Raw genomic sequence first — 26,328 nt, forward strand, 5'->3', positions numbered from 1 at the left:
TTATTAAATTAACATTTGAACTTAAAATAATAAATTACGTTTAAATGCTATTAATTACTTAACATTTTTCTTGTACAACGTAAGTTCTAAAAATAAAATGATTAGTATTATCTAATCATTTTATTTTATACGTCTATTATTTAGCAAGCTTAACTTTTTTTGTAATTCCTGAATCAACAGTCAATTTACCATTTTTAATATCTGCTAATTTTCAAAATCCTAAGATAAATGTCATTACAAGAACTCCAATAACAATCGCAAATATGTAGAATAAAATTCCCATAGCAATACCTAAGTTTCCATCAAATAGAAATGATTTTAGCAGAGGGAATACAACCACACCACCATGAGGTGCATTTAGTCCAATATTTAATCCTCCAACTATTAATCCTGAAATCAGTCCACCGGCCATAGCTGATATTGAAATTCTTTTTGGATCAGTTACCATAAATGGAATAGCACCTTCAGTAATAAAGAATGCTCCCATTAATCAGTTTGCTTTTGCGGCATCTCTTTCTTTTTGAGTTCAAACACTTTTGAATAGAACTGAACATAATGCAACACCAAGCGGAGGAATCATTCCAGCAGCCATTGCTGCTGCCATAATTACAGTTGCTTGATTATTACCATCTACTATTACTGAAATATCGCCAGCAACAGTTAATGTACCTGTTACATATGCAATTTTGTTGATTGGTCCACCCATATCTACACACATCATTAATCCCACAATACCTGCAGCAATAATAATTAATTTATTTTCAACTAATCATTTAAGTCCATCTTGTAGTCCTTGCATTGTATATCCAAGTGGAATACTTAATGCAAACATTGCAATAGCAATTCCAACCAATGATAAGAAAGGAATAAATACAATATCTCTAACTCCTTGAAAGGATTTTGACATATTTCGCATACCTATTGTTAATCCATAAACAATAAATGCAGCAATATATCCACCAACCATAGCTCCAATAAAGCCTGAAGTTGTTGGTATGTTACCCGGAAGAATCCTTGACCACAATGCTCCTCATGCATTAGCTTCGCCATCATATTTACCTCATAAAAATCCACCTGATCCATCAGATATCATTCCAGCAATAATACCTGGCATTAACCCTTGCGGACCAACAATTGAATAAGCAATATATCCTCCAAGAATTGGAACCATCATAAACATTGCAGTTTTACCAATTGCTGATAGCATTCCAGCAAATTCATTTGTAACTCCTAAACTACCTCCTGTGGCTCCAGCAAGTGAATCAATTAAGAATCCTAGTCCTAATATTATCCCCCCCGCTACAACAAACGGTAACATTCTAGAAACTCCACCAAGTAAATTCCCTTTAATATCTTTGAATTTTTTAAGTGAGAAATCACCATCATCTTCACCAGTTTCATTTGATGAAGCTTTAATTGCTTTTGCTTTTGCACTGAACTCTTGAATCAGAGTTGTTCCATTAAAGATAGCGTCTTTAGTAGAAGTATCAATCGCTTGTTTACCATTGAAACGCCCCATTCCAGTAATGGTTTTATCATGAGCTAAAATTATAACTTTGGCATTATCAATATCATCTTGAGTTAATCTGTCTTCAGTCCCTCTACGTCCCTGAGTTTCAATTTTAACTGTCATACCTAATGATTTTGCATATTCGTTTAATTTTTCAGCGGCCAGATAAGTGTGAGCAATACCTGTTGGACAAGCTGTAATTCCTACAACATCAAAGTGCCCATCATTACTTGCCACAACTTCTTTTTTAGTTGTTTCTTCTTCAAAGTTTTTAATAAATTCTTTAAAGTTTTTTGCTTTTTTAATACCTTTTTGTTTTTCACTATTCATCAGTATAATTGATAAATTTGAAATAGCTGTTAAGTGTTCATCTCCTGCTACATCATTTGTAGCAATCATAAATACTAAGTCTACTGGTTTTCCATCAATTGAGTTTCAATCAATTGGATTTTTTAAACTCATAAATGCAATACATGATTTATCAACAGCATCTGTAATGGCATGAGGAATTGCAATTGCATCCCCTATACCTGTTGAGTCTTGAGACTCACGCTTAAGAATTGTTTTTTTAAATTCATCTATATCTTTAACAAATTTATTATCAGCTAATTGCTGTGATAAGAAATCTATTACTTCATTTTTTGTTTTTAAATCCGAATTAAAAAATGAAACTTTTGAATTGAAAAATTCTTTTAAATTCATATAAGTTATCTCCTATTTTTTAGTAACCTTAATTGTTGTTACTAAGTTTTCTATTTCGTTTTTACTTGCCAATCATCTTGTAAAGGCTGTTGCTCCACCTGCGGCAGCACCATATTGTAAAGTATTTACAATATCTAATCCTTTATAAAGACCATACGCAAACCCAGCAACCATACTATCACCTGATCCAACTGAATTTACTAATTTCCCTGTTGCGATTCCTGCTTGATATATGCTTCCATTCTCTTGGAAATATATGCTTCCATCTTTTCCTTTACTTAATAAAATGTTTCTAGCACCTAATTTTCTAAGTTCTTTAATCATTTCAAAAACTTCATCAAAACTATATTTTTTATATGGTTTTTTTAAAATTTCACAAATTTCTTCAATATTTGGTTTAATCAAAAATGGTTTTGATTCTAATGCTTCAACCATTTGTTGTTTTGAAGTATCTAAAATATAAATCACTTTTGAATCATTACATATTTCACCAATTTCTTTGTAAACTGATGTTGAAACTCCATTTGGAATGCTTCCTGCAGCAATTACAATATCACCTTCTTTTAAGTTTGATTTTAAATATTGTTTAAGATCATTCAAAAGTTTTTCATCAATTGGACAACCTAGTCCATTGATTTCAGTTTCCTGTTTTGCTGTCAAATTTTTTATTTTAAAGTTAGTTCTTGTTTTACCTTCAAAATGTAAAAAATTATTTTGCACTTTCATTGAGTTGAACACGTCCATAAAAGGATGCATGTTGTCTTTTCCTAATAACCCGATTGACATTACGTCTGCATTTAAATTATTTAAAATTATAGATACGTTTATCCCTTTTCCACCAACTACTTCATAGTCTTTTTGGTAATAATTTGTTTCACCAATATTAAAACCATTTGTTTCTATGATGTGATCTAGTGCTGGATTTAATGTAATTGTGTATATCATTTTTCTTCCTATGAAATTAATTCAAGTTCACGTGTGTTTGCAAATTTATAAAATGATTTTGAGTTTAATTTACTTGAATCAGCTAGTCCATAAGCCTTTTGTGAGTGCTTGATAATTTCTATCTTAATTTGTGCATGTTCCGAACTTGTTGTATAAATATCATTATTTTTGTCAACTGCGTTGACACCTATAAATGCTTTATCAAAATTATAGTTTTTCAAAGCTTCAATTGCTTCATAACCTACAATTGCACCTGTAACGACTTTAAATTTTCCACCAAGTAAATATATATTTTTGTGGCCATTTTTTGATAACTCTTGAATGTTATAAATTGAGTTTGTAACTATAGTTAGTTCAAGATTCGGTTTTAATAACTTGGCAATATAATAACCGTTAGACCCCGCATCAATAAAAATTGATTCGTTCCTTTTGATTTTACTTATTGCTTTTTTTGCTATTTCTAATTTTTCTTTTATATTGATTGCAACCTTATGATCAAAGAATTCTTCTGGGATTATAAATGACTCAACAAGTTCTACTCCCCCGTGATGTTTATTAATTATTCCCAGCTTATCCATTCCGTTTAAATCACGTCTTAAAGTTGTTAAAGGAATAGTTAATTCAATCGAAATTTTTTCAACTAATACTATACCTTTGCCTTTTAAGAATTCCTTTATAACATCATATCTCTGTTCTTTAATCATAGATCTCCTCACTTATATAATACCACATCAAACCAATTACAACCAATTACAACCAATTACAACCAATATGATTTTTACTAAATATATGCACTCATTTTACTTGAAATATTAATAATAAAAATAGTTAGTGACTAACACTAACTATTTTTTTAACTACTTCAGAAATCTTTTTAGATCCTTCTTTTAATATTTCATCAAATTGCAATTCATTATTACCTAAGGATAAAACATCACTTACGATTTTTATAGAATACTTGACCTTATTTAATTTATATAACGTTGAATAAACTCCTGATAGTTCCATATCAAATACCTTAATATTTTTAGATATGATTTCCATATTTTTTTGAAATAATCCTACTGAATTAATAAACATATTAGAACTACATAGGTCAACAATTTCATAATCATGTTTAAATTTTAATTTATTAGATTCATGATATTCAGGCATTCCTGGAATTTGACCTAGTTTATAACCAAAACCTGTTGCATCAGCATTTGCTGTGTAAACTTTATCAATAACAACAATATCCAATACTTTGATTTTTTTTCCTATTGATCCAACTAAACCTAAATTATAATATTCATCAATATTATAATTTTCATTTGCTCACATTACTGCAGCTGCCGCGTTCATAATACCTATTGTAGTGATTAATAAATAATCATTCTCATTTTTATAAAAATTAAACGGTTTTTTTATAACTTCTACAAAATCAAAATCTTCAATAGTTGCTTTAGCTTCTTCTTCCATGGCAAATACAAAACATTTAGTCATAATTAATATCTCCTATAATCATTCTTTAAATATTTTAATATATCCCATTTTTACAACTTGCGCTAATAATAAATAAGATAATACAAATCCTAAAGCTATTGGTATAAATGTTAATGGTGGTGTGTCCATTTGTACTACTTTATTCATTGGTGAATATGGAATCACTAGTGCCATTGAACATACAAATACAGTTGATGCATTTACTTGCCAAGATCCTTGTGATTGTATAAATGGTATTTTTTCAGTTCTGTACATTTGCATAACTGCTGTTTGTGTCATCAATCCAATTACAAATCATGATGCATTAAATTGTGGGACACCTGGATGATTTTCTGGAATAGGTGCTAAACCAGAAGGTACAATATGATATCCATAAATTAGTACTAAGAATGTTGAAATATCAAATATAGAACTTACTGGACCATTGATTAATGCAAATCATATAATATTTTTTGTTGTAAAAGGCCTTGGTTTTTCTAAAAACTTTTTATCGACTTTATCAAAGATAAAAGCAAACATCACTATGTCATACAATAAATTTTGAAGCAATAAATGTAAAGGCATCATTGGCTCTGCAGCTGTTAAGAATAAAGCAACAATAACACTTAATACATTACCAAAATTTGAAGCGACTGTCACTTTAATGTATTTCAACATATTTGCAAGACATATTCTTCCTTCAGTTACAGCAGTATCAATTGCCATTAATGAATCACTTAGCAAAATCATATCAGCTGCATCTTTAGCAATATTTGAAGCGTCTTTAAATGAAATTGCTATATCAGATTGTCTTAAAACTGGTGCGTCATTTATTCCATCTCCCATGAACCCAACAACATGTCCTTGATTTTTTAGAGCTTTAATAATTGTGGATTTATGGATTGGGCTAAGTTTAACAAACACATTAGCTTCTTTAACAGCTTTAGCTAGTTGCATTTCATTCATTTGTTCAATTTGTTTTCCAGTATATAATTCTGTAATTTTGAAATCAACTGTTTTACAAATTGCTCTTGTGATAACTTCATTATCGCCTGTTAAAACTTTTGTACTAATTCCTTTTTGCAGTAACGCCTTAATAATTTTTTTTGAAGTCTTTTTTGGTTCGTCAAAGAATGTTGCAAAACCGTGAAATACTAAGTTTTCTTCAATGTCTTCGTCATCTAATAAGTTGTGAGCTATCCCAATAACTCTATAACCATCTAGATTTAATTTATGAGTTTTTGAAATTATTCTTTCTTTATGTTCTTCTGTTAATTTTTCAATTTTTCCATCAATTTTAATTCTGTTACAAATTTTTAAAATTTCTTCAACAGCACCTTTTGAAAAAATTTCTTTATCACCTTTGGTTGTTAAAATTATTGATAAAATTTTTCTTTTGAAATCAAATGGGACTTCTCATTCTTTTGAAAAATCTTCAACATTTGGTTTTTTAATATGACTAGCAGCCAAAACTGCTTCATCAATTGGATTATGAAATCCTGATTGAAAGTAACTATTTAAGTAAAGAAAATGTTCTAAAGTCTCAGATTTTGCGCCTTTTACGTCCATTACTTTATCTAAACTAATTTCTCCACTTGTTATAGTTCCAGTTTTATCTGTACACAAAATATCAATTGCTCCAATATTTTGGACAGCATTTAAATTTTTAACTAAAACATCTTGATCTTTTATTTTTCCATAACCTCTTGTAAGATTTGATGTCACAATAATTGGTAGCATTTCTGGAGTCAATCCTACTGCAATTGCAACAGTAAAAAATATACCTGCTCCTCAATCGCCCCCTGGTCTTAAACCAAAGATTAAAAATACAATTGGAATTACAGCCAACATGAATGCTATTAAAAAAAATGTAATCCTTTTAATACCTTTGTCAAAAGAGCTTTTAGGTCTTTTTTCTTTTACTTTATTATCAATTAATGAAAAGTATGTGTTTTGTCCAGTTGAAATAACAAGTCCAATAGCACTACCAGAGAGAACCTCTGTTCCCATATAACAAATATTTTCATATTCTAAATATGATTCATTTTCATTAGTATCTTTTTTTTGAACAGGAAATGATTCTCCTGTTAAAGAAGATTGATTAATATATAAGGTATTTGATCAAAGAATTCTTAAATCTGCTGGGATTAAGTCTCCATTTGAAAGATAAACTAAATCTCCTGAAACTAATTCATCATTGTCAATTTCTTCAGCTTTTTTAATTAATTTAATTGAATTTGCATTATCAATTGCACTGTATTTATCGCTGATATTTCTAATTACTTTTGAAGTTTTTTTATTATCTGCTAACATTTTTTTAATTACAAAATAAGATCTCATTTCTTGAACAAAATAAATTGTTCCACTAATTAAAATCATGGCTAAAACTAATAAAGCTCCAAATAAATCAAATCCATCTCCACCATTAAAAAATTCATAAAAACTAAATGTATCAATAACTATTAGAATTAGATTGAATGGGCTTAAAAAAGATTTGATGAATGCTAATGGAAAATTAAATTTACTTTGTTTTAACTTATTTTCACCATATGTTTCTTTATGAACTTTTACTTGATCATCATTAAGTCCATATGTTTCTATGTTGAATTTTTGTAATAATTCTTGATTTTCTATGTTTACATAATTTGATAAGTCAAAATTATTTTTTTTGACATTTTCTTTTTTCTTGATTTTCATACATATTATTCTCCTTATATTTATGAAAACCAATTTATCATTTTATTTATTTATTAGACAATTAAAAAACAAAGTGATAAATCAGTTATCTTATTTATTACTAACATCTGACTAAGCAAACTATCGGAAGGAATACTCATATTTACCACCTCTCTCTTATACTTGTATTATACTAACAAAAAAGCTGGCTAGTATACCATTACAATAAAAAAAAGAACCTTGAATGTTTCAATGGTTCTATTAATTATGTAGACACTGCTCCAATTATACGTTCACATGAATTAACACTTGGTATTTGCGCTAGTTTGTTAATTAGTTCATCTAATTCATGAACTGAATTTACAGCAACCACTATTTCACCACCAAATGTTTCAGTTTCAATTCTAACTTTTAAATTAATTGAACGAACATCTACCCTTTGCAGTAATTGAGTAATATCCAAGAAAATACCCTTTCTATCATCTGCAAGAATAAATAATTTAGAGTAATAGAACTTATCATATGTAGCATCAAGAATTCATTTTGCATCTGATTTTTTAAGTGTTGTAGACTCTTTAGAAAATTGCTGAGCAACTTTTCTACAGTCATCTTTATGAATAAAGATTTTTTTCTCAGGTGTTCTAACAGCAATAATATCTTCTGGAGGAATTGGTAAACAACATTCAGCCAACTCATATTTTAAACTTCTAATACCTGCTACTTCAATATCATTGTATTCAATAAGCATTTCTTGTTTTCTTGAAAGCTCAGATATATTCTTTTTAATTTTCAAGTTAGAAAACGAACTAATATCTGAATCTTTTAGATAAACCATTTTTATGGCTGTTTCAACTGTATAACTTCCAATACCAACATCAAGAATAAAGTCATAAATTGACTCATAACCAATTTGTTGACATCTAGTTAAAAGTTCTTCCATACCACAAATTTTATCTTGAAGTTTATTGTTAGCAATGTAGGCATCAATTTGACTTTTTGCTTGTCTAATTGTTTTCAAGTTTTCCAAGTGTTGTTTTTCACGTTCCTTGTCTTCGTCAACTGATACAGCTGCTTCAATTTCTTGTCTTGCATTAATTGTCTTAATGAATTTAATTCATCTTTTAGACGGTCTTGCTGTTTCATTAGTAATAACGTCAACAACATCACCTGATTGTAATGGAGAAAATATTGGGACATAAACTCCATTTGCTTTAGCCTTTGATAAACGGTTACCTATTTCTGGACCTATTTTATAAGCTAAATCAATTGCAGATGATCCATATGGTAAAGTATAAACTTTTTGACTTGGTGTAATAACAAATATTGAACTTGATAAGAAGTCTGATTTAACAATGTCTTCAAGTTCATTTTTACCTTTATTTTTTTTACTCTTAATTACATTAGCAGCTTGTTCTTCTTCTGAAAAGAAAACATCAAACTTACCAATTTCTTGAGTAGCAGTTTGTTCTAACATTAAAAGTCTTGAAAACATATCGATTTTTTCATCAGATTTTTTTTGTTTTTCAGAAACATTTTCTTTAATTGAATCACCCGCCTTATAACGTCAGTGAGCAGCAGCTCCAAACTCAGCATAGTCATTCATTTCAAAAGTTCTCATTTGAACTTCAAAAACATTACCGTCTTTATTAACAACGTTTGTATGAATTGACTGATACATATTATTCTTTGGATTAGCAATATAGTCCTTAAAACGATTCATAATTGGAATATACATCTCATGTACCATTGCAAGAATTTTATAACAATCATATTTATTTTCTGTAATAACACGAACAGCTAAAATATCATTAATTTCATCGAACTCTTTATTTAAGTTATAAACTTTTTTATAAATTGATGAAATTGTTTTTGTACGTCCGAAAATAACTGTATTTCTAAGTGTTTTATCTGAGAAAATTTTTTCTTGAATATTATTAACAATTTCTTGAATAGACTTTTCGAAATTTGTATTATAAACTCTCATTCTTTCAGTTATTTTTTCATAACCTAATGGATTAACAACTCTAAAACAATTATCCTCTAAAATAGTTTTTGCTATTTTAATTCCCATTCTAGCAGCAAGAGGAACATAAATGTCCAATGTTTCATTAGCAATTTTTTTCTGTTTTTCTGGTGACTGGAATTGTAAAGTTAATATATTATGCATACGGTCAGCGATTTTAACGATAATAACCCTAATATCTTGAACCATTGAAACGAAAAGTTTCTTTAAATATTCACCTTTAATTTCATCTCTATTTTCTTTTGTAAAATATGAAACCTTTGTAACTGCTTCAGTAATTGATGCAATATCATTACCAAAAATATCATCTATTTCTTCAAATGTTGTCTCAGTGTCTTCAATAGTATCGTGAAGTAGTCCACAAATAATTGTCGATGCCCCCATTTTTCATTGAGCTAAAAAGTAAGCAGTTGAAAGTGGATGATAAATAAAGGGTTCTCCACTCTTTCTTTTTTGGTGTGAGTGTTTTTTTTCTGCAAAGTAATAAGCAACTTCAATTTGTCGAAGTTGTTTTTTATCATTAATATATTGTTTACAAACAAACATTAATTCAGCTAGAGTTTCAATTTGTTTGTATTGAAAGTCTGTTCCAGAAAGTAATTTTTTAACATTACTTTGTCCACTTTTATTTGAAGTAATTAATTTATCGTCAGGTAAATCTTTGTAAAATGCCATTATTATCCCCTATTTATATTTCTTTATAAGAAATTAGTATTTATTAATATTTTAATATACTTTTGTAATCAATACCATTAAAAACATCTTTACTGTGTAGATCTACTAAATCTATTAAAAATACCGCTCCAACAGTTGTTGCTCCAGTCATCTTAATTAGCTCAACTTGAGCTTTAACAGTTCCGCCTGTTGCTAATAAATCATCAACTATTAGCACTCTGTCTGATGGTTTAATATCATCCCTATGGATTGATAGATTTGATTCGTTATATTCTAACTCATAAGATTGGTTAAATGAAGGTCTCGGTAATTTACCAGGTTTTCTTGCTGGAATAAATCTCATTCCAGCCGCGTAAGCAGCAGGAGCTGCAAAAATAAATCCTCTAGCCTCTGAACCAACAATTACATTAGCTTCTTTTTCTTTTGCATACTTTACAATTTCATCAATTGTAAACTTAAATGCCTCTGCATTATTTAAAATTGGAGTTATATCTTTGAATGTAATCCCTTTTTTGGGAAAGTCTTCAACATCAATAACATATTTTCTTAAATCCATAATTCTCCTAGTCATTGATTCCTTCAATGATTTGTTCTTCATTTGATACTTTTAATTCAGATATAAATTTTTTTCTTGTTAAATTTTTTCTTAATCTAACTTGTTCTATTGTCAACCAAACTGGTAAACATATAAATGAAATTATTATTCAACCCAATATTGATCCAATCAATAAAGTCATACCCATTGAGAAAATAGTTGGAATAAATATCATAAATATTATAAATGTTATTGCGTAAATACCCAAAATGAAAATAAATTTGTTTAAATTTTCTTTAAATACACTAAGCACAACAGAAAGAATGTAATTATTTTCTTTAGAAGCAACTATAACTTTTTCATTACCCTCTTTTTTTAATACCTTAAACTCAGACTTTCTTGTAGATTTTAATTCATTAATTTCAATTTTAAATTTCAATTTTGTTTCTTTATTTGCCAATTTAACTTCAGATGTTCAAAGGACAATATTTGATTTTGCTTCATCTTTATTTAAGTTTAATTTTCTTTCTTTTGATTTTGATGTTTTGAATTTTAATTTTCTTTCTTTTAATTCAATTCTACTTTTTGATTTCAGTTCTTGAATGTCTTTTCTTGTGTTTTTTCTGAAATTTCTTAAACTCATTAAAACATCAATTTCAGTATTAAAGTATTCATTCATTGACTTGCTATCTTTTGATGAAAGTTTTTCCTTTATTTTTCCAAAGTAAATTAATGAGAATGTAATAAACAATAAGAATAAAGCTCATAGAGAGATTACTAATGTAGTTCCTACCAACAGATGACTACCAATTACAAAAACTATAATTAATCCAACTAATAATACAGAACCCATTGCTAATGCAACAAAATAAGTTCAACCATATCTAATTAATATATAAATTCCCAAAATTAATAATGAAGCGCCGAATGCTATAGCTGTTCTTACAATTGTATTTGTTGTGGTTTTTGAAAATATACGTTTTGAAATCATTCCATACTCTAATGAGTTTTCTGAATTTTCATAAACACCTAACTGATATAAAACACTTTTAAATTTATTAGATTGCCTTGAATTAATATTTTTAGCCTTAATTAAAACTCACGGTTTTAACTCAGATTCTCCTGTTGAATATTGAAAATCATCACCAAAAGCTGTCTCAACTGTAACACCCGATAATGAAAATCCCTTTAACGCTGAATTTTGCCCTTCTGAAGACACAAAATTAATTATGTCTTTCTCATATTGAGAAAATCCAATAGAAATAAATTCAGCATATAATTCTGCATTATTTAAATCATCATTTTCAATTACTCTAGAAGATATGTCTTTTGCAAATGATTTTAATGACTCACTTGCTTCTGCATCTTTTGAAATTTCTTCAACAACTTTAATACCGTCACGAACATTTTGACCATAAATTGTATATTCAACACGTCCACCCATTGTTGAATCATAATTAATTCCAACTCCAAATCCTAAACCAACAGATAATGCTGAAATTGAAATCAAACCTACAAATAGTATTTTTGCAATAAATCCACTTCTAGATTTGAATCTTGAAAGTTCATATCTGTCAAAAGTTTCAACTACAACGTTTGAATTTACCTCAATCTCTATTCCCATTTGATCCAAGGTTTTATCTATATCAATAATTTTTAATTCCAGTTTTAACTTTCTTTTATCATTTTTCAATTTTGAAAGTTTATTTTCTAAAATTCCTTTTTGCTTTTTCAAGTGAACAATGTATTTTGACTCTTGTTCTGATATTTTTTCTTGTTGATTAATATAAAGTTTGTTTAATTTTTCTTGTTGAGCGCTTAATTTTATTTTTAGCAATTCTAATTTTTGAGAATCATTGTTTTTCTCTGCTTTATAAATTTTTTTATTTATCATATCAATTTTGTATAAATAAATCATTTCTAAGTTTGAGTTACCTGAAAGGTTTGCAGCAAATAAGAACGGAATATTATTGAAAATTTGTGTGCCAATAATTAGTCTAAATAATATGAATATAACCACTAATTGACCAATTAACGAAAATACAACACCAAATGTAATTAAAATTGAAAAAGTTTTCAATGCAGCAGTAGATAATCAAAATAAGCAAAAACTAGGTATTAATAATGCAACTAATATATCAACTATTACACCTACATTTTCCTTAATACTTAAAACAAGAGAAGATTTAAAATCACGTTTCATTTTGTAAACAGATTTTTTCATTGAATCAATCAGTGTAATTGACAACTGACAATTAATTGCAAAAATTATAAATAATGCAATTAAAGTTTCAATACCAAAAGTTAAGCCTAACCATGAAGTAGCTATTGCAAGAGTTGCAGACATCACTGCCAATACTGTCATTAGTATAAAGGCACCTAAAATTCTGTAAGCAAACAAAATATATGTCATGAATAAAAGAGTAAGAATAATTAATGCAACTGCCAATACTATAAACAATGCATTATTAATTAAAGCATTTACATCTTCAATGTTATCAACGTTGAAAATATAACCTGTACCTGATGCCTGAAATATTGTTGCTCCAACTCTTGATTTTGCAAATGAATCAACAAACAATTTCATATTTGAGCCATCAATAAATCCTGTACCTGATGGCATAGCTCCTGATGACTGAGGTCCATTATATATGTTTCCAGAAAATACTATTTGGTTATCGACCTTATTAATAAAATCATCTTCAAGTAAATCTTTTGATTTAGTATATCAGTCAACATAAAGTTTATTAACTAATTCATTAAATACTTCTTCAATATAACCAATACTATTTTTATCTCAACCTACTAATTCTAATTTGTATGTCCCATCAGAATCTGTAAATTCTTCTGATGCAGCATTTGAGTTATAAACATATTTAGATGTAGAATTAATAAATTCTCATGTTTGACGAACTTCTTCATCAAAAACTTGATAAGTAAAAAAAGATGTACCGTCTCTTTTTATTAGTGATCTAGTAAGTTTTTGATTTTGTTTATTTATATAAGTTCCTGTAAATAAGTCTTCAATAGATTTTGCAAACACACTATTTTGACCAGATGTTCTCACCATGTCTCTTATTGGCAATATCACTCTGTCATAGTAAATTTTTGAACTTTTTTTATCATCAATTGTTTTATACATTGATCTTATTGACTCAAAAAATGCATCTGGATCAGATAGCATTTGAATTTTTAATGATGTATCAGCTGCTGGATCTTCTGAAGTTGGAAATTCAAAATTTTCACTATTAACTTCAAAATCTATAATTGGATTTTTTGTACCACCTGTTGAATACGTACCTGCTTTTGCACTTATGATGTAATCATTCAAAGTTTTCTTTTCAAAAGATGAAGTACGAGTACCAGATATTGACATATCTTTTAAACCACCCATAGTATCATCAGTTAATAAAAAAATACTTCCTGTCTTCTGGATTTCTGATTTAAAAGCATTCTTATCAGTAAAGTTTGATTTTGAACCGTGAACCTTTAAATAATCATAACCAGATATTTCAATTGAAATATCATTAATACCCATTGGATTTAATCTTTTTTCCAAAATATCTGCTGCTTCTTTTGCATAAAGCTCTTTTGGAGTATCATCTTCTTTATTCTTATCAACCTTAACTGATGCAACGTATTTTCCATTAAACGTTGAATCTAACTTAGTATTATTTGCAATTTCAATACAAGAAAAAATAATTCCAATCAATAGAGAAATCAGAATTACTAAAATAAAAAATGCTTTGGTAAATATGTTTTTTTTCATCATTTACTCCATATATTTATTATTTATTATTTATATTATATATAAAGAAAATAGGAAAGATGAAATTATCTCTCCTCAAAAATTAATGAACTAAGAATATACAATGGAGCCGTTTCAGCTCGTAATATATTTCTACCCAAATGTATAACTTCAAAACCTAAACCTTTAAGTTCTTTAATTTCAATATCCTCTATTCCACCTTCTGGACCAACAACAAAAGAAATTGATGTAAACATATTTTCACCAATCATATGTTTTAATGATAATGACCTTTCTTCTTCTCATGCTACAACATTAATATCAGATCTATATAATCTAAAATCTTTTATATTTCTAAGAATAGGTTTTATTTGAGGAATAGTTAATCGTTTTGATTGTTTGGCTGCCGAATCAATAATTGACTGTCATCTAATTAATTTTGAAGATTCCTTTTTAGGTTCAATCTTCACAATATTTCTTTTAAAAACAACAGGAACTATTTCATCAACACCTAATTCAACTGCTTTTTGAATCAGATAGTCTCACTTTTGTTCTCGAATCATTCCCATCAACAAAGTTTTCTTAACTAAATTTTCTCCCGAACTTATAAGATGAACATTTTTAGCACTTATATAATTATTGTGAATCTCTAGTATTTCGCATAAAAATGCATTATTTTGAAAAACACATTCTATTTTTTCACCAACATTTAATTTAACAACATTTTTAATATGATGAATATCATTGTCATTAATTATAAATTTATCACCATCTGTTTTATTAATGAAATATCTATACATAAAATTATTTTCCTTGCTTATTTGCTTTAATAATATCTTCTATTCTATTTGCTGTCTCTAATGCTGTATCATATTCAAATGACAATTCAGGCATAACTCTAGTATTAATTTTCTTTGCTAATAAACCGCGTAAGTATCTAGAATGTTTTTTAATTTCTTCTTCAACATTTTTTATGTTTACATCTTGAAGTCAAATAGAATAATAAACTTTAGCAATTCTTTTATCAGTAGTAAGTCTAACTTCATGTATTGAAATCTTATCCATATATTTTGAATTAGGAAATTCTCTATTTAACATTAAACCAAGATATTTCATAATTTCAGCTTGTAAGCGTTCTGTTTGTACTGACATTATTTTTTTACCACTTCTAATTTAAATGACTCAATTGTGTCACCTTCTTTAATATCATTAAAGTTTTTAATTGTAAGTCCACATTCAGTTCCTTCACGTGCATCTTTAATATCATCTTTTTTGTTTTTTAAAGACGAAAGTTCACCCGTAAAAATTACAATTCCATCACGCAATAGATGAATTTTTCCAGAGCGCGGAATTGATCCACTTGTAATTCTACATCCAGCAATTGTACCAATGTCGGTATGTTTAAATGTTGCCCTCACTTCAGCTTCACCTAAAGTAATTTCTTCATATTCTGGTTCCAATAACCCATCTGCAAGTTCTTCAATTTCCTCAATTAATTTATAAATAATGTTATGCAATCTAATTGAAACACCATCTTCTTCAGCTTTTGTACGAACTTGAGCAGTTGGTCTAACGTTAAATCCATAAATAATAGCTTCAGATGCTGCTGCCAAAGTTACATCTGTATTTGAAATGGCACCCACTGTTGCTCTAACAATATTTACCTTAACTTTTTCAAAATCTAGTTTTTGCAGCGAACCTTTAATTGCTTCAACTGTTCCTTGTGTGTCAGATTTAATAATTATATTTAATGTCTTTAATTCACCAGATTCAATTTGATTTTTAATTGAATCTAAACTGAACTGTTGAGATTTCATTCTAGCTTCTTCGTTGATTCTAAGTTCTTGAGCTTCAGATACTTCTCTTGCTAGTTTATCATTTGCTAAAACCATAAATTTATCACCAGCTCTTGGAACTTTATTTAAACCAAAAACAACTACAGATTTTGAAGGTAGAGCTTCTTTTATTTGTTTTTTATTTTCATCTTCTAAGTATCTAACTGTTCCAAAAGAACCACCAGCAACTATAGTATCTCTAGAGTGCAAAGTTCCTGATTGAACTAAAACAGTTGCTATAGGACCTCTCGATTTATCCAATTTTGCTTCAAGAACAACTCCACGGGCATAAGAAGTAGGATCTGCTTTATATTCATTTAATTCAGAAATTAATAAAATTGTTTCTAATAATGTATCTAACCCCATAGATGTTCTGGCGCTTCCCTCCACAAATGGAGTATCTCCTCCAAATTCTTCAGCAATTAATTCATAAGCCATTAACTCAGATTTGATTTTTTCTGGGTTTGCTCCAGATTTATCCATTTTATTTACAAAAACAATAATTGGTACTTTTGCAGCTTTTGCATGGTCAATAGCTTCTTGTGTTTGAGGCATAATTCCGTCATCAGCTGCTACAACCAAAATAACTATGTCAGTAACACTACTTCCACGTGAACGCATTTCTGAAAATGCCTCATGACCTGGGGTGTCAATAAATGAAATTATTTGTCCATTGTGCTCAACTTGATAAGCACCAATATGTTGTGTTATACCTCCAAATTCACCTTCAACAACATTTGCATGTCCCTTTCTAATTGAATCTAGCAAAGTAGTTTTACCGTGATCTACGTGTCCCATGATTGTTACTATTGGTGGTCTTGGCTTTAACTTGGCAGGATCAATTTCTTCTTCAAAAGTATCTAAAAGATTTGCAGTTGTAACTTGAGTTTCTTTTTTAAAGTCATAACCATATTCAAGACATAACTCACCCATCTGCTCCTCAGTTAAAAGTGCATTTTGATTCATTATTTTACCCTGCATAAAAAAGTATTTAACAACTTCAGCTGGTGTTTTATTTATTTTTTGTGAAAAATCAGCAATTGATAGATTTTCTGTAAATTTAAAAACCCCATCAACTATACCAGTTGTAACTTTCTCTTTAAGTTGTGATTTCAAAGTGTTAGATTGTTGTTTTGATTTTTGTTTAGACGCAACCTTACTATGATTTACTTTTGCTTTTGAATTATTATTTTTTGCCATACCATTCTCTCCCATTTTTGCTAATTTTGGTTTATATTTTTTTCAATTAATTTTGTTATGTTTAAATCATTAAAGCCTATTGCTGCAACTTTTTTGCCAGCAAATTGACTTTGGATTTGTTCAATAGTCAACATACTTTGAATAAGTTTTATTTCATAAAATTTGCATTTATCTTCAAGTCTTTTTAAAGTTGAAGATCCAATTCCTGTAAAGACAATAACCAAATATATTTTTTTAGATTTTATTTGTTCAAGTAATTTGTCACCTATTGCATACTTACCTGAAGAATATGCCAAACCAAATGCGTTAATTAAACTATTCATTAACCTCAATTTTCCTTAATTTCATTTTCAATTAAAATATAAATTTCTTCAGATAATTTTGTTTTAAGTGATCTTTCTAATTGTCTAGTTTTTTTCACTTTAGATAAAGAATCAAATGATGCTTTTAAATAAACCCCACGTCCATTTGCTTTACCAGTTGGATCAATAAATATTTCTCCAGCCTTATTTTTCACAATTCTTATCAATTCTACCTTTGGTAGCATTTGATTAGTTGAAACTTCTTTCCTTAATATTATTCTTTTATCTTCCATTTCTTCTATTATTTAAAAACGATTTAGAAACTAACTCATCTTCAGATAAATTACCATTTCAGTGAATTTTTAGACTTTGTTCATTTGCTTGATCAAATGATAGTATGTTGATTTTCATTCCTACTAAGTTAGCAACTAATCTTGCTGCCATACCCCTTTTACCAATTGCCAATGAAATTTGTTCAGTTGGTACAATAACAGTAGCTTCATTTGCTTCTTCATTAACTTCAATACTTATAGTTTTCACTGGAGATAACGCATTAATAATGAATTCTTCCTTGTTTTCTTTTCATAAGATAACATCTATTTTTTCATCCTTTAATTCTTCAGTTACAACTTTAATTCTTGAACCCATATTACCAACACAGGCCCCTACAGGATCGACATTTGAGTCGTGTGAAAATACAGCAACTTTAGCTCTAATACCTGGTTCACGTGAACATGCTTTAATTTCAACAATTCCCTCTTGAATTTCTGGAACCTCAAATTCCATTAATTTTTCAAGGAATTTTGGATGAACTCTTGAGCCTTGAACTTGTGAGTGTTTATTTTCTTTACTTACTTCTTCAATAAATAATGAAATTCTATCCCCTTCATTAATAACTTCTCCAGGTATTATTTTCTTAATTCATAAAGGTAATACAACACCGTTAACTTCAATAAAGAACATTGTATCTGTAATATCTTTAACCACTCCTCCAACTATTGTTTGGTTTAATGGTTCAAATTCTTTAAAAACAACATCCTTTTCTGCTTCTCTAATTTTTTGTTTAATAATTTGTGCAACTTGTAATGATGCAGTTTTTGAAAATTTTTCATTAAACTCAACAGGTTCATAAACAGTGTCACCAATTGTAACATTGCTTCCATATTTAGCTTTAGCTTCATCTAATAAAATGTCCAATCATTCATCTTCTATTTTTTTAACTACATTCATTTCTTTAAATACTTTTATTTGACCCATATTTTGATCAATATCAACTCTAACTATTGCTTCAGGGTCAAAATGTTTTTCATAAGCTCTTTGAAAACCTTCTTTAATTCCCTCAAATATTATTTCTTTGTCTATTTTCTTTTCCATGCGTAGAACATCTAGCGCATCTAATAATTCTTTTCCATCTATCATTTTTTTATTCCTCCAAAAATGAAAGAAGGCTTACGCCTTCTTTGGTTTATAATTTATAATCTTTGCAGTTATTATCAAGGCTTGATAACTTCTCTACATAGATCAATGAAATCGGCTACGATTTCAATGTTTGGCAATCCTGCCATACCAACGTTATGGTTTTTACTTGTTACTCATATAACAGCTTTTCCAGTTTCTTTTCTAACTAATTTAAATGATTTTTCTGTGTTTTCAACGTTGAAATCACTACCTCACTTATCTAAGAATTGATCTTGACTCATTTTTATATCTCCATATACATTTGTATTATATACATATAATTATATAAATAATATTTTTTTTAATTCATTAATTTTAGATTCGCCAACAAAATACTCAACAATATTCAATGCAAAATCAATAGTACCACCAATTGAACTACCTGTAATAATATTACCGTCCCTTATTGATCCACTTTTATTTTGTAAGATTGATTCATTTAAAAATTTATCTGTACCAGGATAGTTAACAACTTTTATATTATCTAACATTCCTCACTTTCCTAAGAGTTGAGGAGCAGCACAGATTGCTGCAATAAGTTTATTATTATCGTATGCTTTTTTGAATTCATGTTCCAAAGGGTTTGATTTTAATAATTCAACTACTGCCGGACCACCTGGCAATATAAGTCCATCATAGTCCTCAAAGTTGATATCAGATAAGTGTTTATCAACTACCAACTTATTATTTCATGAACCAGTAACTACATCTTTGTTTTGAATTGAAATAACATCAATTCCCAAAATATGATTTGGAAACATTTTTGCTCCTCTTCTAATAACATCAATTGTTCCAACAGCTTCAGTATCTTCGAAACTGTCATATAAAAATATTGCTAATCTTTTCATTTTTTATACTTCCTTTTTACTATAATAATTATAACTTGAAGGTACTATCATGAACAATAAACAAAATAAATTATTAGATTCGTTAAATATATCTAGAGACGATGTTTTAGAGACTGGTTATTTAATACATAATGAAAACATTGTTGACGTTCATATCATTTGTTTAAAATTTTTTGATCAAAAGTTTAGTAACATTACAAGAAATGAAAAGTTTGAAGAGCAAATTGGTTTTAGAATAACTAATGCAAAAGCGTTTAATACATTTCTATTTACTGACGCTGTTGATGTTGTTGTTTGTGATAAAAATAACAAAGTGATTGCAACATATTCATCTATGCCCGTACAAAAAGCAACTTCATATTATAAAAATGGATGATACATTTATGTGTTTGCCAAAAAGATGATTAAGTTTTTAAATTTAGGGACAAATGATTATTTAACAATTGGTAATTACAAATACATTTAATCAATATATTTTTTGTATGTTTTTTTTAACATAACTCCCACATTATTAATACCATTTTTTTTAATTGCAAATTCATATTGCCTTTTTAATATTTCTTTAAAACCTTCATCTAGATTTGAAAAAATAAGTTTTCTAATTTCTTCTACACCATCATAATTTCTTTCAATAGAAATTTTATCTGCGCAAAAAACAATTTTATCCAATTTGGTCATATGTTCTGAACCAACTGTATGATTAAATACAGCATTAAGTATATCTTTGTCTTTAATCATTCATTTTGTTTCTAATAACTTGGCTCCAGCAAAACCATGCCAAACAGGCTTGGGTTCTTCTAATAGTTTTTTATTTGTCTGATTAATTAACATTTCCATTTCAAAATAATCCATTTCTTTTGCAACATCATGTAACGTACCAGAAATTCAAGCCTTATTAATATTTTCAACATCAAATTTTTCAGCAAGCTTTTTAGCCATTAAACCAACATTTATTGAATGATCAAATCTTTTTTTAGACAAAATCAATCTATCTTCTAAAAATAATAAATTTTCTATTGCATATTTATTTAATTCAGGGATTTGATCTTCAATTTGAACTAGCGATCTTATTTTTGTTGAACTCAAGTTACTATTTTTAAACTGATGTAATTCTCAATTATTAATATCAATAGTTTTCTTATCAGTTGTATTTTCACGCTCAAAAACAATGAAATCAATTATTTCCCTTAATTTGTCAGAATTAGACCACTTATTAAAGTTTTGTATCTGATCTGAACCCATAATAAATTTGAAATCAATATCTGGATATTCATTTTTAAAATAAGATACAGTTTTAAAAGTACCTATTTCACCTCCATCAATTTCATAAGTATTAATTTCAACATTTGATAAATTATTAATACCTATTTTAATCATTGCAATTCTTTGCTCATCAGTACAATGTACTTTTGTTTTGAAAGGAGAAAGATGTGTAGGCACAACTCAAACAGAATCAAAGTTTAACGAATTAATACATTCGTTAATTATTCCCAAATGATCACTATGAAACGGATCAAAACTACCACCAAATATTGCAACTTTTTTATTCATTATTATCCTTTTAATTGTTCATACATATTATTAATATTAAACTTGTATGCATTTATGTTTACAAAATTTTCCTTGATTAAATTGGCAATATATTTTACAAATGTATTTTCCATATAATGCCCCAGGGCAACTGCACTGATATTATTTTCATTTATATAAATTCATTGATTTCATTTAATTTCGCCTGTCACAAACATGATATCTTTTAGATTAGATTCAATTAGCACATCAGCTCCTGAACCAGAACAAAAGTAAAAAGAATTTATTTTTTCATTTAAGTCAGTGTTAGAACTAAATTGAGGGTTTGAGGTTTTAAATAAGCTCTTAAGTAATCTAATTATTTCACCTTTTTTGAGTTCTGAGTCCAACTTTATTTCTAATGTTTCGCTATTAAATTTTGAAGTTTTTACCTTAAAATTTTCAAATATTTGTGCTAAACCTTCCCTAATAAAGAATCTATTTTCAGATGCATCATAATTAGTGTGAATTGAATATACTTGAATTTTGTGCTCTATCATTTTCTCATATAATGACTTCTTAGTTACATTTGACATCTCAATTTCTCATTCATTAAACATAAATGGATGTCTGCTCACTATTAAATTTGAATTGTGATTTATTGCAAATTGTACCACTTTGGCTGTTACATCTAAACACACAACCACTGAGTCAGTTAGAATAATTTCATTATCTAATTCTTGAATTTGTTTACCAGGTTTATCTCAATCAGATGCTAAAGAAATTGGAAATATACTTTCCAATTTCTTAATTAATTCATGATTATTTATTTTTTTTGAATTCATTGAACAAAACCTTATTTACTTCTTTTTTTAAAATATTTCTATACCTCAATATTTCTTTATACTTTTTTTCAGTATTAGGTATTTTAACTAGTAAATCATTTTGACGTTGCTCTTCCAAAAGTCATTTTTCAAAATATATTTTACTTGGTTTTTGTTTTCTTAAAATAGGACCAAAAATAATATCTGCTTTATTTTTAATTTTCACTCCACCATTTTTATTTATTTTAATAATTTCATAAATTATGTCATTATCACTGATTAACACTTCTTCTTCAATTTTATATCTTTTAGATTTTGCTCATTTTCTAATTGGAGCAACAGCTGTATTACATGAAATAATGTAACAATCAATATTATCTGAATCATCTTCTAATATGTTCAAAATTGTATTTGATCCAAGTCCAGCTATGATACATGTATTAATTTTTGCTTTATAATCATTAATTCACTTAATACCATCACCTAAAATTAATTGTATTTCTTTTTCAAAACCGAATGCTTTAACATTTGTTTTTGCAGCATCTAAAGGCCCTTTTGAAATATCTGATGCATACAAATTTTTAATATTATTATTTATATCTTTTTTTAAATAAATCGGAACATATGCATGATCTGTACCGATATCTGCCACAGACTCTTCATCCTTTATCATTTTGCAAATTGCAAGTAATCTTGGAGTTATTAACATTTTATCCTTTAAAGAAGTCTTTTAGGACTTTAGTTTTTGGAAATGATGAGTTTGGTTTAAATTTTCTAATTGTTTTAGCCTCTATTTGTCTAATACGTTCACGAGTTACTTTTAATTCTCTACCAACATCTTCTAATGTTTTTGGGTTATCGTATTTAGATAAGTGGAATTGAATTACTTTATGTTTGTATAATTGAACCTTTTCAATTGGAGTATTCAAATGAATATCTAAATCAGAAATTGCTTGCATTAACTTATCATAAGTTTCATCTTCACATTCTTTTGCAAGATAAACAATTGTACTTAATTTAGTTGGCAAGATTCCAAAACGCATTCTAATAACTTTCTCCTCACGAGGTTGTAATATTTCAGCAAACACTTCATCAATCACTTCTCTTAAAGCTTCTTTTTCAGTATATTCCCCTGGAGAAATAATGTCTTTATCTTCAACAAAGTCACCAAAGTGTGTATCATCTTCATCCCCGAATGGTTTTTCTAAAGAAACTGGTTCTATACCAAGTTTTTTGATTTCTATAATTTTTTGAGGTGTTATATCTTTACCATATTTTTCAGCAATCTCTTCAGCTGTAGGTTCTCTACCCAAATCTTGAGTTAGTTGTCTTTCAATTCTTGTTATTTTATTAATTGTTTCTACCATATGAACTGGTATTCTAATAGTTCTAGCTTGATCAGCAATTGCTCTTGTAATAGCTTGTCTAATTCATCATGTAGCATATGTTGAAAATTTAAAACCTTTTTTATAATCAAATTTATCTACAGCTTTAATTAGTCCAATATTACCTTCTTCAATTAAATCCGTAAATTCTAATCCTCTGTTTAAGTGTTTTCTAGCAATAGAAATAACCAATTTAAGATTGTAACCAATTAAATTGTCCCTTCCCTCTTTAACTTCATCAGGATCATCAGATTCAAGCATAATTGCATATTCAACTTCTTGATCTTTAGTTAATATTTTTGCATTACCAATTTGGTTGAAGTAAGACTTTATAACATCTTGAATTTTTGTTTCGTTTGAAATTTCACCAACTCTAAAAGTTGTTGAACTAGCATTTTTCTTTTTAATTCTAGCCTCATCAATATCATCTCTGTTCTTTTTTATTTGATCTTGCAATTGGTCAATACCAAAATCATCTTCATCTATTTCTAAATCACTAAACTCAATACCTTTTTCATTTAATTCTCCAAAGAAATTATCTACGTCTGCATCATCAACTGATGCAAATTGTTTTGCGATAACCTCCTGTAATTCTTGCTGCTCTATTGAGTTATTTTGTTTAACTGCTTTTTTTAAAGTTTTCTTTTTGAAATCTTCTCAGTTTTCATAAACTACTTTTTTTATGGGTGCTTTTACTGCCATATTTTTGTCCTAACCTTTCATTTTTTTAATGTGTTTCTCACGTTTTTTAAGTAACAAATTAACGTTCTCTAATAATGTTGTAGCCTCTTGCTTTGATTTGGCATTTACCAACGTATCTTGATACGTGAATATATCTTTATTAATTCGTCGCAATTCTAAAGTACTTATAGAATCATCTATGACTTTTGAACTAATTTTTAATTTTTTAACTATCTTTTCTTTTTTGAAAAAAATATCAATTCCACTATAAATACCTTCAATTATTGGAATCAAGTATTCTTTTTTATATTCTTTTACTTTTGAGATTATTAAATCCAAATCATCATCATTGTAATTTGAATTTTTATAAATTTTTAATATTGTTTTAATAATATCTGTATGATGCTTTGTAAAAAACAATACTTGTGCTTTTTTAATTTTTTCATATCCTAATGCAGGATTTCTAATCATTGCCGCTATTAGCAATTCTTGTGATTTTAAATATGCTGCTGTTCAATCCAGATTTTTTAATAAGTCTTGAATTGTTACACTTGTTTTTGAAACATAGTCCATTGGGTTTTGAAAGACCTCTTGTATTTCAAAACCAGAATATTTTTGTGGTTCAAATAGTTCTGGAGGATTAAACGCTTCAGAAAATTCTGACTTTTCCAAATGTTTTGGTGCAGTTCTACTATATTGGTTCTCAAAATCCTGAACCAGTGTTTCAATATCAATTGAAATCTTAAATGCAATTTCTTGCAACAATAGTTTTCTGTCAGTTAAATTATTTACTTTAGAGACAGATACAAACATTGCATTTTTAAAAGCAACTTTACCATCGGCTGTATTTAAATCATTAATTGATTCAAAGTAATCCATCGTAAACATTGATGAAGTTTTCTTATTTTCAATTAATTTTATTGTTTCATCCTTTCCAAATTTAGTTACAAAATCATCAGGATCTTTTGAATCATTTATGTGAACAAACCTTAATTTTAATCCACCATAATTTTTACTTTTACTTTCTAAATCAGATATTATTGATAGCATTGCATTCATTCCTGCATTATCAGAATCAAGCATAAAAGTAATATTTTTAGTAAACTTAGAAATTAATTCAACATGTCCACTGGTAAAAGCTACACCCATAATTGCTACTGTATTTTGAATACCAACCCTATCTAATGCAATAACATCCATATAACCTTCAACAATTATTGCTTCATCTTTTTTGCTAATGACATTCTTAGAATTATTAAGGTTATAGGTAATTTCTGATTTTTTAAAGATTTGATTATCTTTTGAATTTAGATATTTAATTTTTTCTTTATCTTTTCCTTTATCAAATATTCTTCCGGAAAAACCTAGAACATTGCCTTCAACATCTTTTATTGGAAAAACTATTCTTTCTCTAAAGAACGGAATAAATTTTGATCCCGATTCTATAAATAAGTTTGACTCTCTAATTTCATCTAGCGAAAAGTTTTTACGTAATACTTCAATCAAGTTATTGTCATTTTCAGAAACATATCCTATTTCAAATTTATTAATAAGGTCAGTTTCAATTCCCCTAGTTTTTAAATATTTTTGAGCTGCTTTTCCGTTATCACTAAATAAATTAACAAAATAATTATCAGCGGCTATTTTGTTAATTTTGTATAGAACTTTTGCCTTTTTAGAACTTTTACTTTCTTCAGTTATTTTAAAGCCTTCAACAGAAATATTGAATTTTTCAATCATTCTTTGAACAGCTTGTGGATAACTTAATTTTTCATACAACATAACAAAAGTTATTGAGTCTCCTTTAGTTCCACAAGGAAAGCAATTAAAAATCTTTTTTGAAGTAGAAATTGAAAGAGATGGATTTGAATCATCATGAAATGGGCATACAGCTTTATAGTCTTTTCCAGCTTTGTGTACTGTAATGTAGCTTCCGATTACATCAGAAATGTCAATGGCATCTTTAATTTGTTCATTTATTTCACTACTAGATTTATTCATTGACATTTAC

Annotated in this window: 22 protein-coding genes; 1 reads left to right on the top strand and 21 read right to left on the bottom strand. The window is 28.0% G+C overall.

Translation table 4 applies throughout. The features are described 5' to 3' along the window. Positions 1–136: 136 nt before the first annotated feature. The 16 genes from STIUS_RS02090 to STIUS_RS02165 form a co-directional block, all read right to left on the bottom strand. Positions 137–2,212, bottom strand: coding sequence for a fructose-specific PTS transporter subunit EIIC (locus tag STIUS_RS02090; RefSeq protein WP_162649728.1), 2,076 nt, complete (start codon positions 2,210–2,212; stop codon positions 137–139). A gap of 12 nt (positions 2,213–2,224) precedes the next feature. After that, complete coding sequence (pfkB, locus tag STIUS_RS02095) at positions 2,225–3,157, bottom strand: 1-phosphofructokinase (protein WP_162649729.1); 933 nt, start codon at positions 3,155–3,157, stop codon at positions 2,225–2,227. 8 nt (positions 3,158–3,165) lie between these two features. After that, positions 3,166–3,861, bottom strand: coding sequence for a DeoR/GlpR family DNA-binding transcription regulator (locus STIUS_RS02100; RefSeq protein WP_162649730.1), 696 nt, complete (start codon positions 3,859–3,861; stop codon positions 3,166–3,168). A gap of 124 nt (positions 3,862–3,985) precedes the next feature. Further along, on the bottom strand, positions 3,986–4,639 hold the full coding sequence (locus tag STIUS_RS02105) for a 5'-methylthioadenosine/S-adenosylhomocysteine nucleosidase (protein ID WP_162649731.1): 654 nt from the start codon (positions 4,637–4,639) through the stop codon (positions 3,986–3,988). Between the two features lie 12 nt (positions 4,640–4,651). Next, on the bottom strand, positions 4,652–7,315 hold the full coding sequence (mgtA, locus tag STIUS_RS02110) for a magnesium-translocating P-type ATPase (RefSeq protein WP_162649732.1): 2,664 nt from the start codon (positions 7,313–7,315) through the stop codon (positions 4,652–4,654). Between the two features lie 244 nt (positions 7,316–7,559). Beyond that, on the bottom strand, positions 7,560–9,992 hold the full coding sequence (locus tag STIUS_RS02115; protein ID WP_162649733.1) for a bifunctional (p)ppGpp synthetase/guanosine-3',5'-bis(diphosphate) 3'-pyrophosphohydrolase: 2,433 nt from the start codon (positions 9,990–9,992) through the stop codon (positions 7,560–7,562). 43 nt (positions 9,993–10,035) lie between these two features. After that, on the bottom strand, positions 10,036–10,548 hold the full coding sequence (locus STIUS_RS02120; protein WP_162649734.1) for an adenine phosphoribosyltransferase: 513 nt from the start codon (positions 10,546–10,548) through the stop codon (positions 10,036–10,038). Between the two features lie 7 nt (positions 10,549–10,555). Beyond that, complete coding sequence (locus tag STIUS_RS02125) at positions 10,556–14,296, bottom strand: protein translocase SecDF, variant type (protein WP_162649735.1); 3,741 nt, start codon at positions 14,294–14,296, stop codon at positions 10,556–10,558. Positions 14,297–14,361: 65 nt separating this feature from the next. Next, entirely contained in the window at positions 14,362–15,075 is a 714-nt protein-coding gene (locus tag STIUS_RS02130) for a 16S rRNA (uracil(1498)-N(3))-methyltransferase (protein ID WP_162649736.1), read from the bottom strand. Positions 15,076–15,079: 4 nt separating this feature from the next. After that, entirely contained in the window at positions 15,080–15,427 is a 348-nt protein-coding gene (gene rbfA, locus STIUS_RS02135; RefSeq protein ID WP_162649737.1) for a 30S ribosome-binding factor RbfA, read from the bottom strand. Then, positions 15,427–17,310, bottom strand: a complete 1,884-nt coding sequence (gene infB, locus STIUS_RS02140) for a translation initiation factor IF-2 (protein WP_162649738.1) — start codon at positions 17,308–17,310, stop codon at positions 15,427–15,429. The genes rbfA and infB overlap by 1 nt, the downstream gene beginning before the upstream one ends. Before the next feature lie 20 nt (positions 17,311–17,330). Continuing rightward, positions 17,331–17,633 carry a 50S ribosomal protein L7 gene (locus STIUS_RS02145; protein ID WP_162649739.1) on the bottom strand — a complete coding sequence of 101 codons (303 nt, stop codon included), beginning with the start codon at positions 17,631–17,633 and terminating at the stop codon, positions 17,331–17,333. Continuing rightward, on the bottom strand, positions 17,633–17,905 hold the full coding sequence (rnpM, locus tag STIUS_RS02150; RefSeq protein ID WP_162649740.1) for an RNase P modulator RnpM: 273 nt from the start codon (positions 17,903–17,905) through the stop codon (positions 17,633–17,635). The genes STIUS_RS02145 and rnpM overlap by 1 nt, the downstream gene beginning before the upstream one ends. Next, positions 17,895–19,031 (bottom strand): transcription termination factor NusA, encoded by a 1,137-nt coding sequence (gene nusA / locus STIUS_RS02155; RefSeq protein ID WP_162649741.1) that lies wholly within the window; start codon positions 19,029–19,031, stop codon positions 17,895–17,897. The genes rnpM and nusA overlap by 11 nt, the downstream gene beginning before the upstream one ends. A gap of 71 nt (positions 19,032–19,102) precedes the next feature. After that, positions 19,103–19,312 carry a hypothetical protein gene (locus tag STIUS_RS02160; RefSeq protein ID WP_162649742.1) on the bottom strand — a complete coding sequence of 70 codons (210 nt, stop codon included), beginning with the start codon at positions 19,310–19,312 and terminating at the stop codon, positions 19,103–19,105. A gap of 39 nt (positions 19,313–19,351) precedes the next feature. Then, positions 19,352–19,918, bottom strand: coding sequence for a DJ-1/PfpI family protein (locus STIUS_RS02165; RefSeq protein WP_162649743.1), 567 nt, complete (start codon positions 19,916–19,918; stop codon positions 19,352–19,354). Positions 19,919–19,967: 49 nt separating this feature from the next. Here STIUS_RS02165 and STIUS_RS02170 point away from each other — a divergent pair, with 49 nt between their 5' ends. After that, positions 19,968–20,384 (top strand): hypothetical protein, encoded by a 417-nt coding sequence (locus STIUS_RS02170; RefSeq protein ID WP_162649744.1) that lies wholly within the window; start codon positions 19,968–19,970, stop codon positions 20,382–20,384. On the opposite strand, the gene STIUS_RS02175 is transcribed toward STIUS_RS02170, so the two are convergent. From STIUS_RS02175 to dnaG, 5 genes are read right to left on the bottom strand one after another with little or no spacing between them, the layout of a single operon-like run. Further along, complete coding sequence (locus STIUS_RS02175; RefSeq protein WP_162649745.1) at positions 20,381–21,469, bottom strand: nicotinate-nucleotide adenylyltransferase; 1,089 nt, start codon at positions 21,467–21,469, stop codon at positions 20,381–20,383. The two genes, STIUS_RS02170 and STIUS_RS02175, sit on opposite strands and share 4 nt — an antisense overlap. Positions 21,470–21,471: 2 nt before the next feature. After that, on the bottom strand, positions 21,472–22,272 hold the full coding sequence (locus STIUS_RS02180) for a Nif3-like dinuclear metal center hexameric protein (RefSeq protein ID WP_162649746.1): 801 nt from the start codon (positions 22,270–22,272) through the stop codon (positions 21,472–21,474). Next, positions 22,250–22,960 (bottom strand): class I SAM-dependent methyltransferase, encoded by a 711-nt coding sequence (locus STIUS_RS02185; RefSeq protein WP_162649747.1) that lies wholly within the window; start codon positions 22,958–22,960, stop codon positions 22,250–22,252. The genes STIUS_RS02180 and STIUS_RS02185 overlap by 23 nt, the downstream gene beginning before the upstream one ends. Position 22,961: 1 nt before the next feature. Next, complete coding sequence (locus STIUS_RS02190; RefSeq protein ID WP_162649748.1) at positions 22,962–24,338, bottom strand: sigma-70 family RNA polymerase sigma factor; 1,377 nt, start codon at positions 24,336–24,338, stop codon at positions 22,962–22,964. A gap of 9 nt (positions 24,339–24,347) precedes the next feature. Continuing rightward, positions 24,348–26,324, bottom strand: coding sequence for a DNA primase (gene dnaG, locus STIUS_RS02195; protein WP_162649749.1), 1,977 nt, complete (start codon positions 26,322–26,324; stop codon positions 24,348–24,350). Between the last annotated feature and the right edge of the window lie 4 nt (positions 26,325–26,328).

Origin of the sequence: Spiroplasma sp. TIUS-1, assembly GCF_010365785.1 — a bacterium.
GTDB lineage: Bacteria > Bacillota_I > Bacilli_A > Mycoplasmatales > Mycoplasmataceae > TIUS-1.